9 protein-coding genes are annotated in these 13,958 nt (G+C 64.3%); 7 read left to right on the top strand and 2 right to left on the bottom strand.

What is annotated here, in order from left to right:
- Positions 1 to 421: 421 nt before the first annotated feature.
- Positions 422 to 3,130, bottom strand: coding sequence for a DNA gyrase subunit A (gene gyrA, locus QMG80_RS19445; RefSeq protein ID WP_085770671.1), 2,709 nt, complete (start codon positions 3,128 to 3,130; stop codon positions 422 to 424).
- A 408-nt stretch (positions 3,131 to 3,538) separates the two neighbouring features.
- Positions 3,539 to 3,904 carry a HesB/IscA family protein gene (locus QMG80_RS19450; RefSeq protein ID WP_085770672.1) on the bottom strand — a complete coding sequence of 122 codons (366 nt, stop codon included), beginning with the start codon at positions 3,902 to 3,904 and terminating at the stop codon, positions 3,539 to 3,541.
- A 247-nt stretch (positions 3,905 to 4,151) separates the two neighbouring features.
- On the opposite strand from QMG80_RS19450, the gene QMG80_RS19455 reads away from it, so the two are divergent.
- From QMG80_RS19455 to topA, 7 genes are all read left to right on the top strand, one after another.
- On the top strand, positions 4,152 to 5,312 hold the full coding sequence (locus QMG80_RS19455; protein ID WP_085770673.1) for a cysteine desulfurase family protein: 1,161 nt from the start codon (positions 4,152 to 4,154) through the stop codon (positions 5,310 to 5,312).
- A gap of 61 nt (positions 5,313 to 5,373) precedes the next feature.
- Positions 5,374 to 6,843 carry a Fe-S cluster assembly protein SufB gene (gene sufB, locus QMG80_RS19460; RefSeq protein ID WP_085770674.1) on the top strand — a complete coding sequence of 490 codons (1,470 nt, stop codon included), beginning with the start codon at positions 5,374 to 5,376 and terminating at the stop codon, positions 6,841 to 6,843.
- Between the two features lie 39 nt (positions 6,844 to 6,882).
- The gene (gene sufC / locus QMG80_RS19465) at positions 6,883 to 7,632 is read left to right on the top strand and encodes a Fe-S cluster assembly ATPase SufC (RefSeq protein ID WP_085770675.1); all 750 of its coding nucleotides are present in this window, start codon (positions 6,883 to 6,885) and stop codon (positions 7,630 to 7,632) included.
- Positions 7,633 to 7,634: 2 nt separating this feature from the next.
- Entirely contained in the window at positions 7,635 to 8,864 is a 1,230-nt protein-coding gene (sufD, locus tag QMG80_RS19470; protein ID WP_085770676.1) for a Fe-S cluster assembly protein SufD, read from the top strand.
- Complete coding sequence (locus QMG80_RS19475) at positions 8,861 to 10,114, top strand: cysteine desulfurase (protein WP_085770677.1); 1,254 nt, start codon at positions 8,861 to 8,863, stop codon at positions 10,112 to 10,114. The genes sufD and QMG80_RS19475 overlap by 4 nt, the downstream gene beginning before the upstream one ends.
- A 28-nt stretch (positions 10,115 to 10,142) precedes the next feature.
- Entirely contained in the window at positions 10,143 to 10,517 is a 375-nt protein-coding gene (locus tag QMG80_RS19480; protein WP_085770678.1) for an SUF system Fe-S cluster assembly protein, read from the top strand.
- 466 nt (positions 10,518 to 10,983) lie between these two features.
- A complete protein-coding gene (gene topA / locus QMG80_RS19485) occupies positions 10,984 to 13,908 on the top strand; it encodes a type I DNA topoisomerase (protein WP_085770679.1) in 2,925 nt (974 codons plus the stop codon).
- The last annotated feature ends 50 nt before the right edge of the window (positions 13,909 to 13,958 follow it).

Raw genomic sequence — 13,958 nt, forward strand, 5'->3', positions numbered from 1 at the left:
CGCGAAGGAGGAGCGAACTCATTCGCACCGACGCTCGCGCGGCGATGCTCGACACGACCAAGCTAGCGCAAAACCGAAAGCTCGGCGCGCTTAGGCATCTAGTAACCTTAACACAGGGGTTCAGCGCCCGGGATCCAAAATCGGCCTGTCCCGCGGCTCTTCGCGGAACCGGGAGGCGTCGAATTGGCGCTCTGGCCGTCCCAAAAGGAGGCGCAGAGGGTTCAAGGGCGCGTCACAATTCGACGCTTCCTCCAAATTTTGGCGCGCGCCTCGGCTTCCGAGCCAGCAAGCTTCCCGCAGCGCCGCCTATAAGCCGGGCGCTCTTCATCCCCGTTCAACAATAACGGAAAGGCCTCCTGTTCCTGCTCGCTTCAGCGCAAGAACAACTTATCGCCAAAACCCAAGAGCGAGAACGGATATTCTATGTCTGCTCGCCGACGTCCTCGATGTGTTCGACCGACACGACACGCTCATCTTCTGCCGTGTTGAATACGATCACCCCCTGAGTTCCGCGACCGGCAATGCGGATTCCGTCGATCGGGCAACGGATCAATTGTCCGCCGTCCGTCACGAGCATGATTTCATCGTCCTGAGCCACGGGAAATGAGGCGACGAGGCGTCCGTTGCGTTCATTGACGGCCATCGCGACAATACCTTTTCCCCCGCGACCGGTAATGCGGTACTCGTATGAAGACGTCCGTTTGCCGAAGCCGTTTTGAGAGACGGTCAATATAAACTGTTCCGCCGCGCGCATTTCATCGAATCGACGGTCGGAAAGGTCGATCGCGGCAGCCTCTTCGAGTTCCGGCTCCTCGACGCTTTCGGCGCTCTGGGCGCGACGCAGCGCCACCGCACGCTTGAGATAAGCGGCGCGCTCATCGCCATTCGCCTCGAAATGTTTCAAGATCGACAGGGAGATCACACGATCCCCCTCGGCGAGGTTCACGCCCCGGACGCCCATGGAGGTGCGTCCTTGGAAGACGCGCACGTCGGTCACGGGAAAGCGAATGCACTGGCCGTCGCGCGTGGTCAGCAACACGTCGTTCGTCTCGTCGGCGGTGGCGACGTCGACGATATGCTCGCCCTCCTCGAGCTTCATCGCGATGACGCCATTGCGGCGGATGTCGGAGAAATCGGAGAGCTTGTTGCGTCGGACCGAACCGCCGGTCGTGGCGAAAATCGCATCGAGTCGCGCCCAGCTCGATTCATCCTCCGGTAGCGGCATGATCGTCGTGATGCGCTCTTCCGGCCCGAGCGGCAGGAGATTGACGAGCGCCTTGCCGCGCGCCTGAGGCGCCGCAAGCGGCAGACGCCAGACCTTCTCCTTGTAAGCGCGCCCAAGGCTCGAGAAGAACAGCACGGGCGTGTGCGTGCTCGCGACGAAGAGGCGACAGACGAAATCCTCTTCCTTCGTCTGCATGCCGGCGCGGCCCTTGCCGCCGCGGCGTTGCGCGCGATAGGTCGAAAGCGGGACGCGCTTGATGTAGCCCGCGTGCGAGACAGTGACCACCATGTCCTCGCGCGCGATGAGATCCTCGTCCTCCACCTCCCCGCCCGCTTCGACGATCTGGGTGCGGCGCGGCGTCGCGTGCAGCGCCTTCACATGAAGCATCTCATCCTTGATGATGCCGAAGAGCTTCTGGCGCGAGCTGAGGATTTCCAGATATTCGGCGATCTCGGCGGCGAGCTTCTCGAGCGCGGCGGAAATCTCGTCGCGACCGAGCGCTGTGAGACGCTGCAAGCGCAAGTCCAAAATGCCGCGCGCCTGGGCTTCGGACAGGCGACAGGTGCCGTCGGAGGCCAAGGCGTGGCGCGGATCGGCGATCAGCGCCACGAGCGGCGCCATGTCCTTGGCGGGCCAATCTCTCGCCATCAGAGCCTCTCGCGCCGCCGCAGCGTCCGGAGAGGTGCGGATGAGGCGGATGACCTCATCGATATTGGCGACGGCGATCGCCAGGCCCACCTGCAGATGCGCGCTGTCGCGCGCTTTGCCCAAGCGAAACTTGGTGCGCCGCGTGACCACCGTCTCGCGAAAATCGACGAAGGCGAGCAGGACGTCGCGAAGGGTTAGAAGCTCCGGTTTGCCGCCATTCAAGGCGATCATGTTGACGGGGAAATTCGTCTGCATCGCCGTGAAGCGCCAGAGCTGGTTGAGCACCACGTCGGCGACCGCCTCGCGGCGCAGCTCGATGACGATGCGCATCCCGTCCCGGCTCGACTCGTCGCGCAGGTCCGAAATTCCCTCGATCTTCTTCTCTCGAACGAGCTCGGCGATGCGCTCGACGAGCGCGGCCTTGTTCACCTGATAAGGAATTTCGGTAACGATGATCGCTTCGCGATCCTTACGCAGGGTTTCGATCTCTGTCCTGGCCCGCATGATGATGGAGCCGCGGCCGGTTGAGTAAGCATTGCGAATGCCTCCCCGCCCGAGAATCACGCCGGCCGTCGGCAGATCCGGGCCCGGCACGATCTCCATGAGCTCGGCGACAGTCATGTCGGGCTTTTCGATCAACGCAATCGCCGCATCGATCACTTCCCCGAGGTTATGCGGCGGAATATTCGTCGCCATGCCAACGGCGATGCCGCCGGCGCCATTGACCAGAAGATTGGGGAAGCGCGCCGGGACGACAGTGGGCTCACGCTCCTTGCCGTCGTAATTGTCCTTGAAGTCGACGGCGCCCTGATCGAGGTCCTCGAGGAGCGCCAAGGAAATCTTGGCGAGACGAGCCTCGGTGTAACGCTCGGCGGCGGGCGGGTCGTCGTCGATGGAGCCGAAATTGCCCTGCCCGTCGATGAGGGGCGCGCGCATCGAGAAATCTTGCGCCATGCGCACGAGCGCATCATAGATCGCGAGATTGCCGTGTGGATGGTACTTACCCATCACATCGCCAATGATGCGCGCAGACTTCACATGCGGCCGATCCGGCATGTTGCCATTTTCATTCATCGAAAAAAGAATACGTCGATGAACGGGCTTCAGGCCGTCGCGCACATCGGGCAATGCGCGGCTCACGATCACGCTCATCGCGTAATCGAGATAGGATCGCTTCATCTCGTCGGCGATCGAGACGGGGCGGATATCGGAGGTTGGAAAGCCTGATTCGTCCGGGGCGTGCGTGTCGTCTGCCAAGTGCGGCACCCGTTCCTATTTTGCTGGAAAGTTCATGTTTTTATAGGCGATTCGAACCTGTGGCGCTAGTGTGCCGCTTTCCAGGAGGCGCTTGTGAAACAGTGACTTGCGAGGCCCCGTCGCTTTCTCCGAAAACTTAGCCATAGCCCTTGCCGCGCTGGCGCCTCGCTATGGATAAACGCGGGGTAGATCACGGGCGTCAAAAGCGAGACCGGATACCGCCATCGATATCGCTTTTGCGTCGCCGGGCTCCGCGAGGTCAATGAGCTCGAAACCCCGAATTTTTTGCGCCTACGCCCAGCGCGGAAAGGCTTCGATCCTGCGATGGCCTGCCCGACTCTGGACGCGCAGACGCAAGCGCCCGCCTCGGAAAATCGCGTGTCCTCCTCCCTGTCCTTCTCGCCGCTGTTACGCCAAAGGGGCTGCGGCGGGTGTGAGGGAGACGCTTTCGCCGCAGCCGCAACTCGCCGTCTGATTGGGATTTTCAAAGACGAATGACGATGAAAAACGATCCGTCTTCACGTCCATCCGCGCGCCCAAGAGATAAAGCACGGCCTTGGCGTCGACGATGACGCGAGCCCCGGCCTGCTCCACGATCTCGTCGCCGGGCTCCGGCTGGGCGAGCTCCATCTTGTAGCTCATGCCCGCGCATCCGCCCTTCTCGACGCTGATCCGCAAGCCGGCCTCGGGGCTCTGCGCCTTGGCGGTGAGGCTGCGGACCCGGTCGACGGCGGCGTCGCTCAAAGCGATGACCGCGGGCGCGGCTAGATTCATGTCTTTTCTCCTGGGCGTCTGGCGGGATCTCAGCATAGCCATCCGGCTTTCTACCACATATCGGATGGATGACGCCCCTTTTGGAGGGGTTCGCCCTGAACGACCGATCGACCGGGTCGATGGACTCGTTTTAATTTTCGGCGCGCGCCACTTTTCCCTTAATACAGGACAAAACCCGAGTCTGCAGGCTCTGGCGCTCAGTCTCGGGCGCGAGCCCAGCCTGGAGCAAGCCGGGAGTCGACACAGCATGGCCGAAACGCGCGCCTATCTGGATTACAACGCCACCGCGCCCCTGCGGCCGGCGGCGCGCGCCGCCGCATGGGCGGCGATGGAGACGGTTGGCAATCCTTCATCGATTCACGCCGAAGGCCGCGCGGCGCGGCTGATGCTGGAGGAGGCGCGTTCGAGCCTTGCCGCCGGGATCGGCGCAGCAGCCGAAAACGTCGTGTTTACAAGCGGCGCCACGGAAGCCGCCAATCTTGCGCTGACGCCGGAGGTCTACGCTAAAGGGGCGACGAGGCCCTGCGAAGCGCTGCTCATCGCCGGCGGCGAGCACCCTTGCGTGCTCAATGGCTCGCGCTTTCCGGCTGAATCGATCAGCGTTTTGCCGCTCGAGGCGGAGGGCGCGCTCTCGCTCGAAAGGCTCACCGATGCGCTGCGAGAACTTTCCGGCAAGCGGGTTATGGTCGCGCTGCAGGCGGCGAACCACGAGACGGGAGTCCTGCAGCCCGTCCGGGAGGCCGCCGACCTCGTTCATGCGGCGGGAGGCCTGCTCGTCTGCGACGCCTCCCAGGCGATGGGCCGCCGAGAGACGACGTTGGAGACGACGCATGCCGACCTCCTGTTCTTTTCTTCCCACAAGATCGGCGGTCCCGCCGGAGCCGGCGTTCTGGCCTTCGGCCGGGAGGATATCCATATAAGCGATGTGCTCCTGCGAGGCGGCGGGCAGGAGAGCGGGCGGCGCGCGGGGACCGAGAACCTCGCCGCTGTCGCCGGGCTCCTCGCCGCGCTGGATGAGGCCAGCGACGGGCTCGCGCAGGAGGTGGATCGCCTGGGCGCGCTGCGCGACGAGGTCGAACGTCGGATTCTCGGAACGCTGCCTCAAGCGCGAATTCTAGGCAAAGGCGCCGAAAGGCTGCCGAACACGACGGCGTGGGTCGCCGAGGGCTTCGAAGCCCGCACGCTCGCCATGGCGCTCGATCTCGAAGGCGTCGCTGTCTCACCAGGAGCGGCCTGCTCCTCAGGCAAGACCTCGGCTTCGACGGTGCTCGCCGCCATGGGCATGCGCGACGCGGCAAGCGTGAGGGTGAGCCTGGGTTGGCGCACCGGCGCAAAGGATGTAGAATTGTTCGGCATCGCTCTTGCAAGGGTCGTCGCGCGAATTCGATCGCGAAGGACGGCGGCCTAAGCAGGGCTGTGCGCCATCGGCCGACGGGCCTTGAACCCGTTGTGACGAGGAGACGAAAAAGATGGCGGCTCTGAAGGAGACCGTGGACGTCGTCGAGTCGATAGACGTCGACGCCTATAAATACGGCTTCGTCACCGATATTGAGTCGGAGAAGGCGCCGAAAGGGCTGTCGGAAGAGATCGTCCGGTTTATTTCGGCGAAGAAGAACGAGCCGGAGTGGCTGACGGAGTGGCGTCTTGCGGCCTATCGCCGCTGGCTGACGATGGATGAGCCGCGCTGGGCGCGCGTCGAGCATCCGCCGATCGACTACCAGGATCTCTATTATTACTCGGCGCCGAAGTCGTCGCCGGGTCCGGCGACGCTCGAGGAGGTCGATCCCGAGCTGCTGCGCACTTATGAGAAGCTCGGGATTCCCTTGCGCGAGCAGGAGATTCTCGCGGGCGTCGAGACGCGCAAGGTCGCGGTCGACGCGGTCTTCGACAGCGTATCGGTGGCGACGACCTTCAAGGAGGAGCTGGCGAAGGCGGGGGTGATCTTCTGCCCGATCTCGGAGGCGGTGCGCGAGCATCCCGAGCTCGTGCGCAAATATCTCGGCTCGGTTGTGCCGGTCACCGACAATTTCTTCGCGACGCTCAACTCCGCCGTCTATTCGGACGGCTCCTTCGTCTATGTGCCGAAGGGCGTGCGCTGCCCGATGGAGCTGTCGACCTATTTCCGCATCAATGAGAAGAACACCGGTCAGTTCGAGCGCACGCTGATCGTCGCGGACGAAGGCTCCTATGTGAGCTATCTCGAAGGCTGCACGGCGCCCAAGCGCGACGAGAACCAGCTGCATGCGGCGGTCGTCGAGCTCGTCGCGCTCGACGACGCCGAGATCAAATATTCGACGGTGCAGAACTGGTATCCCGGCGACAGCGAGGGCAAGGGCGGCATCTATAATTTCGTGACGAAGCGCGGCGATTGCCGCGGCAAGAACTCGCATATCAGCTGGACGCAGGTGGAGACCGGCTCGGCGATCACCTGGAAATATCCGTCCTGCGTGCTGCGCGGCGATGGCTCGCAGGGCGAGTTCTACTCGATCGCGGTGTCGAACGGGCGCCAGCAGGTCGACAGCGGCACGAAGATGATCCACCTGGGGAAGAACACCAAGAGCCGGGTCATCTCCAAGGGCATATCGGCGGGGCGCTCGCAGAACACCTATCGCGGGCAGATCTCGGCGCATCGCAAGGCCGAAGGCGCGCGCAACTTCACCAATTGCGACAGCCTCTTGATCGGCGACCTCTGCGGCGCGCACACCGTTCCCTATATCGAAAGCAAGAACCCCAGCGCGCAAATCGAGCATGAGGCGACGACCTCGAAGATCAGCGAGGATCAGCTTTTTTACGCCATGCAGCGCGGGCTGTCGGCGGAAGAAGCGACGGCGCTGATCGTCAACGGCTTTGTGCGCGACGTGCTGCAGCAGCTGCCGATGGAGTTCGCGGTCGAGGCGCAAAAGCTCATCTCGATCTCGCTCGAAGGAAGCGTTGGGTGAGGCTCTCGCCTGCACCGTAAGGCCAAACTGGGATTTGACATGCTGGAAATCAAAAACCTCCACGTCTCGATCGGCGAGCGCAAGATTTTGGACGGATTGGACCTCACGGTGCATGACGGCGAGGTGGCCGCCATCATGGGTCCGAACGGCACGGGCAAGTCCACGCTGTCTTATGTCATCTCCGGACGCGAGGGCTATGAGGTCACGCAAGGCGAGATCCGGCTCGACGGCTTGAGCCTGCTCGAGCTTGCGCCTTGGGAGCGCGCGGCCAAGGGGGTTTTTCTGGCCTTTCAATATCCGGTCGAGATCCCGGGCGTCGCGACGATGACCTTCCTGAAGGCCGCGCTCAACGCGCAGCGACGCGCCCGCGGCGAGGAGGAGCTGCAGACCCCCGATCTCATGAAGCGCGTCAATGACGCCGCCGCCAAGCTTGGCGTGGGCAAGGAAATGCTGCGCCGTCCCTTGAACAGCGGCTTCTCGGGCGGCGAGAAGAAGCGCATGGACATTCTGCAGATGGCGCTGCTCGAGCCCTCGCTCGGCATATTGGACGAAACCGACTCCGGCCTCGACATTGACGCCTTGCGCGTCGTGTCGGAAGGCGTCAACGCGTTGCGCGACAAGAAGCGCAGCTTCCTCGTCATCACCCATTATCAGCGCCTGCTCGATTACATCAAACCGGACACGGTGCATGTGATGGCGAAGGGCCGCATCCAGCGCAGCGGCGGTCCGCAGCTCGCTCTCGAATTGGAGGAGAGCGGCTATAAGGATTACATCGGCGAGGCGGCGTGACCATGGCGAACCCAGCCCTTTCCGCGACCGAAGCCGCCTTCGCCTCCTTGTTCGAGCAGAAGAAGACCGCGGGCGCGCCGGATCTGCGCGAACGCAGCTGGCTCGCCTTCCTGCGCGACGGCTTGCCCAATCGGCGCCTCGAGAGCTGGCACTACACGGATCTGCGCGGCGCGCTGCGCGACTTTTCGCCCACAGCGACGGCGGGCCTCGTCGAGACCGAGACGCCGCCCGCGGGCGTGACGCGGCTCTCGCTCAGCGAAGCCCTGCAGCGACTCGACGAAGACGCGCTTGCGGCGCTGGCGCCCCGCATCGAGGATCCCGCCATCGCGCTCAATGGCGCGCTCATGACGGATGGCGTGGCGCTCATCATCCCGCCGGGGGCCGAGATCACGGCGCCGCTCTCGCTATTGCGCCGCTTCTCGGGCGCGGGGCTTTCGGTGACGCGCTCGCTCATCGTGGTCGGGGCGGGCGCGCGGGTTTCGATCGTCGAGCATGCGGCGGCCGGCGCGGAGACGGGCGGCTTCGAGAACGACCTTCTGATTTTGGCGCTCGGCGCGGGCGCGAAGGTCGAGCATTGTCTCATCAGCGAGGCGCGCGCGGACGGCGCGGCCAGCGTCATGAGCCTTGTCGCGACGCTCGCGGAAGACGCTTCGCTCGACTCCTTCAGCCTCATCGAGGGCGGCGGCTTGTTGCGCCGGCAGATCTTCGCCAAGCTCACAGGCGCGAAGGCGCGGGTGCGCTTCAACGGGGCCTCGCTGCTGCGCGGCGCGAGCTTTTCCGACACGACGCTCGTGGTCGAGCATCTGGCGCCGCAAGGCGAGAGCCGAGAGGCGTTCCGCTCGATCGTCGACGACACGGCGACGGGCGTGTTCCAGGGCAAGATCAGCGTGGCGCGCGAGGCGCAGAAGACGGACGGTTCGATGCAGTCGAAGGCGCTGCTGCTTTCGGACACGGCGACGATGAACAACAAGCCGGAGCTCGAGATTTTCGCCGACGACGTGGCCTGCGGCCATGGCGCGACCTGCGGGCGTCTCGACGCCGATCAGCTCTTCTATCTGACGGCGCGCGGCATCCCCAAGGCGCAGGCCGAGGCGCTGCTCATCGAAGGCTTCGCCAATGAGGCCTTCGCTCAATTGGAGCCGGAGCCGCTGCGCGAGGCGCTGGCGGCGCGCGTGTCGGCCTGGCTCGCCCCGCGCCGGATTCCGGCGGAAGCAAGCGGGAGCGCGCCATGAACATGCCCCTGGGCGCGGTCGCGGGCGCGCCGCTCTTCGACATTGCGGCCCTGCGCAAGGATTTTCCGATCCTTGCGGAAGAGCCTTACGGCAAGCCGCTCATCTATCTGGACAACGCCGCCTCGGCGCAAAAGCCGCGTCAGGTGATCGATCGGCTGACGCGCTTTTACGAGCATGAATACGCCAATGTGCATCGCGGCCTGCACTATCTCGCCAATGCGTCGACGGAGGCCTATGAGGGCGCGCGCGAGAGCGTGCGGCGCTTCCTCAATGCGGAGTCGACCGACGAGATCATTTTCACGCGAGGGGCGACGGAGGCCATCAATCTGGTCGCCGCGTCCTATGGCCTGGCGCATGTCGGCGAGGGCGACGAGATCATTCTGTCGGTGATGGAGCATCACTCCAACATCGTGCCCTGGCATTATCTGCGCGAGCGCAAAGGCGCGGTGCTGAAATGGATCGAGGTGGACGCGGACGGGCGCTTCGCGCTGGAAGACTTTGAGAAGCTCTTCACGGCGCGCACGAAGATCGTGGCGCTGACGCATATGTCGAATGTGGTGGCCTGGCCGACGCCGATCGCCGAGGTCACGCGCATCGCGCATGCGCATGGGGTTCCGGTTCTCGTCGACGGGTCGCAAGGCGCCGTGCATCTCGATGTGGACGTGCGGGCGCTGGACGTGGATTTTTACGTCGTCACCGGCCACAAGCTCTATGGCCCAACGGGCATTGGCGCGCTCTACGGCAAGCGGAAATGGCTCGAGAGCCTGCCGCCCTTCTGCGGCGGCGGCGAGATGATCGAGACCGTCACGCGCGAGAGCGTCACCTATAACACGCCGCCGCAGCGCTTCGAGGCCGGAACGCCGCCGATCGCGCAGGCGGTGGGGCTCGGCGCGGCGCTCGACTATATGGAGAGCGTCGGACGCGCCGCCATTCGCGCCCATGAGGCGGATCTGACGCATTATGCGCATGCGGTGCTCTCGAGCCTCGAGGGGATTCACATCTACGGGCGCGCGCCCGACAAGGGGCCCATCGTCGCCTTCAATCTCGACAACGCCCATGCGCATGACGTCGCCACGGTGATCGACCGCTCCGGCGTCGCCGTGCGCGCCGGCACCCATTGCGCCATGCCGCTCCTCGCCCAGTTCGGCCAGACCTCCAGTTGCCGCGCGTCCTTCGCGCTTTATAACACCCGAGGCGAAATCGATCGCCTCGCTGAAGTCCTCGTCCGCACCCGCGGGCTTTTCTCGTAGGGAGGCGAAGGTGGAAAAAGTCGACACGATGGAGAAACCCACGGCTGCAAGCAACGCCCCGCAAGTAGAAACGACGGGCGCCCGCAGGGGGGAAGATTTGGAGCGTCTCTCGGGAGATATCGTCAAGGCGCTGAAGACCGTCTACGATCCGGAAATCCCTGCCGACATCTATGAGCTCGGCCTGATCTACAAGGTGGACATCGGCGACAACGGCTGTGTCGAAATCGACATGACGCTGACCGCGCCAGGATGCCCTGTCGCGGGAGAAATGCCCATATGGGTGCGCAACGCGGTCAACGCCGTCCCCGGCGTCTCCGATACGAAGGTCAATATGGTGTTCACCCCGCCCTGGGATCAGAGCCGCATGTCTGACGAGGCGCGGATCGCGTTGGACATGTGGTGAGCAGCGCCGGCCGCCGTCAAGACCGCATAACGGCGATCCGCTGGAGAAGCGTGGGCATCCTACGCGGGCGCGATTCCTCACCGCTCGAACGGAACCATTCGAGCGGTCGGGAATCGCGCTAAATCCAAAGCTTGGAGCGTTCCCCTCGACGTCGCCAATTTTGAGCGCCGCTGAAGGAAAAACACCCAGAAGGGATCGGAGAGGCGTTCATTGGGCTCTCGGACGGCGCTGTGGAATGAGCCGACTGAGCGAGATCGAAACGTCACGGTTCTCGAGGTCCAAGGTCTAGCCCTCCAGTCGCGGATTTGACAGCGCCCCCCCGCTTGCCCATGTTCCCGGCCCGTTGCCGCCCGCCCCGCTCCCGAGCGGGCCGCAGGCTGAACCTGGTTTTGACGCTTACTCTGCGCAAAGCCGGCCCCTATATCGGCGGAAAGCGCTACAGCGGCGTGTTTGAAGGCAGGAACGCATGAACGTCGTCATCGTCGAATCGGCCGCCAAGGCCAAGACGATCAACAAATATCTCGGCAGCGATTTCAGCGTGATTCCTTGCTACGGGCATGTGCGGGACCTGCCTCCCAAGGACGGCTCGGTCGACCCGGAAGACGATTTTGCGATGGTCTGGGAGATGGACCCAAAGGGCGCCAAGCGCGTCTCCGCCATCGCCGAAGAAGTCAAAAACGCCAAGAAAGTCATCCTCGCGACCGACCCCGATCGCGAGGGCGAGGCGATTTCCTGGCATCTGCTGGACATTCTGAGCAAAAAGCGCGCGCTCAAGGACAAGCAGATCGAGCGGGTCGTCTTCAACGCCGTCACCAAGGACGCAATCCTCGAGGCGATGGCGCATCCGCGTCAAATCGACCAGGCGCTCGTCGACGCCTATCTCGCCCGCCGCGCGCTAGACTATCTCGTCGGCTTCACGCTCTCGCCGGTGCTGTGGCGCAAGCTGCCCGGCGCGCGCTCCGCCGGCCGCGTGCAATCCGTGGCGCTTCGCCTTGTTTGCGACCGCGAGCTCGAGATCGAGAAATTCGTGGCGCGCGAATATTGGTCCCTCGTCGCGCATTTGAAAACACAGGCCTGCGAGCCCTTCCTCGCGCGCCTTGTCGGCGCCGACGGCAAGAAGATCGCGCGCCTGGACATCGGGGCGGGCGAGGAGGCCGAGGCCTTCAAAAAGGCTCTGGATCAAGCCGTCTTCTCGGTGCGCTCGGTCGAAGCGAAGCCTGTCAAACGCCACCCCTATGCGCCCTTCACAACCTCGACGCTGCAGCAGGAGGCCTCGCGCAAGCTCGGCCTCGCCCCGGCCTCGACCATGCGCATCGCGCAAAGGCTCTATGAGGGCGTCGACATCGGCGGAGAGACGACGGGCCTCATCACCTATATGCGAACGGACGGCGTCGATCTCGCGCCCGAGGCCGTAACTTCCCTGCGCAAGGTGATCGCCAAGCAATTCGGTGAACGCTTTGTGCCGCAGGCTCCGCGCAAATACACCGCCAAGGCGAAGAACGCGCAGGAGGCGCACGAAGCGATCCGTCCGACCGACGCGGCGCGGCTGCCTAAGGACATAGTGAAGTTCCTGGAGCCCGAGCAGGCCAAGCTTTACGAGCTGATCTGGACGCGCGCGATCGCAAGCCAGATGGAGTCAGCGGAGCTCGAGCGCACGACCGTCGAAATCGACGGGAAAGCCGGCGGTCGCAGCCTGGACCTCCGGGCGACGGGCCAGGTCGTTCGCTTCTCGGGATTTTTGGAGCTTTATCAGGAAGGGCGCGACGACGACGAAGACGAAGACGGCGGCCGTCTTCCCGCCATGGCGCCGGGCGAGCCGGTCACGCGCGAAAAGATTGAAGCGACGCAGCATTTCACCGAGCCGCCGCCGCGCTTTACCGAGGCGACCTTGGTCAAGCGCATGGAAGAACTCGGCATCGGCCGTCCCTCGACCTACGCCTCGACGCTCGCCGTTTTGCGCGAGCGCGACTATGTGCGGCTCGATAAGAAGCGCCTCGTCCCCGAAGACAAGGGCCGACTCGTGGTGGCCTTCCTGGAAAGCTTCTTCACGCGCTATGTCGAATATGACTTCACCGCCGATCTCGAGGAGAAGCTCGATCTCGTCTCGAACAACGAGATCGACTGGAAATCGCTGCTACGCGACTTCTGGCGTGATTTCTCAGCGGCCGTCGACGGCACGAAGGAGCTGCGCACCTCGCAGGTGCTGGACAGTCTCAACGAGCTTTTAGGCCCGCATGTTTTTCCGGGGAAAGGCGACGGCTCCGACCCGCGCGCCTGCCCGGCCTGTAGCGAGGGCCGCCTGTCGCTGAAGCTCGGCAAGTTCGGGGCTTTTATCGGCTGCTCGAACTATCCCGAGTGCCGTTTCACGCGCACGCTGTCTCCCCCCACGGGCGAGTCTGCCGAAGGCGCCCGGCCGGGCGTGAAGATCCTGGGACAAGATCCCGAGAGCGGCGCCGAGATCACGCTGCGTGACGGCCGCTTCGGCGCCTATGTGCAGGAGGGCGAGGGCAGCGACGACGAAAAGCCGAAGCGCGCCTCGGTGCCGAAGACCTTGAAGCCCGACGAGTTGACCTTGGCGCAGGCGATCGCGCTTTTGTCGCTCCCGCGCGCGGTGGCGAAGCATCCGACCTCAGGGGAGCCGATCGTCGCCGGAATTGGACGCTTCGGGCCTTATGTGCAGCACGGCAAGACCTACGCCAATCTGGGCCGTGACGATGACGTGCTGACCATCGGCGCCAACCGCGCCATCGATCTCATCGTCGAGAAGGAGTCGGGGGGCGGCGGATCGCGCTTCGGGCGCGCGTCCGATCCCGGAAGGGCTCTCGGCGAGCACCCAGACGGCGGCGCGGTGACCGTGAAATCGGGCCGCTTCGGGCCTTATGTGAATTGGGGCAAGATCAATGCGACAATCCCGAAGGGAACCGACCCGGCTGGGCTGACGCTGAATGACGCCGTAGCCCTCCTCGCCGCGAAGGCGGCCGGGGGCGGCGGCTCGGGGGGCAAGGCGCTCGGCGATCATCCTGATGGCGGTCCGATCACCCTGCGGGAGGGGCGCTTCGGCCCCTATGTGGCCTGGGGCAAGGTCTACGCGAACATCCCGAAGAGCATGAGCCCCGAGGAGGTCTCGCTCGACGAGGCGATCCGCCTTATCGCCGACAAGGCCGCGAGCGGCGGCGGCAAGGCGCCGGCCAAGAAGGCCACGACGAAGAAGGCCCCAGCGAAGAAGACGCCCGCCAAGGAGGCCGGCGCGGCCAAGGCGAAGAAAATCGAGCAGAGCGACGAGCCGCCGTTCGAGGGCGGAACGCCGGTGCAGGCGACGGCAAGGAAAGGGCCGGCGAAGAAGGCGCCAGCCAAGAAGGCGCCGGCGAAAAAGGCGGCCGCGCGGAAATAGTCCTCACGGCCGAAGCGGAAAAGTCTGTCATCCTTCGACCCCACGCTATT

The organism is Methylocystis bryophila (assembly GCF_027925445.1).
Classification (GTDB): domain Bacteria; phylum Pseudomonadota; class Alphaproteobacteria; order Rhizobiales; family Beijerinckiaceae; genus Methylocystis; species Methylocystis bryophila.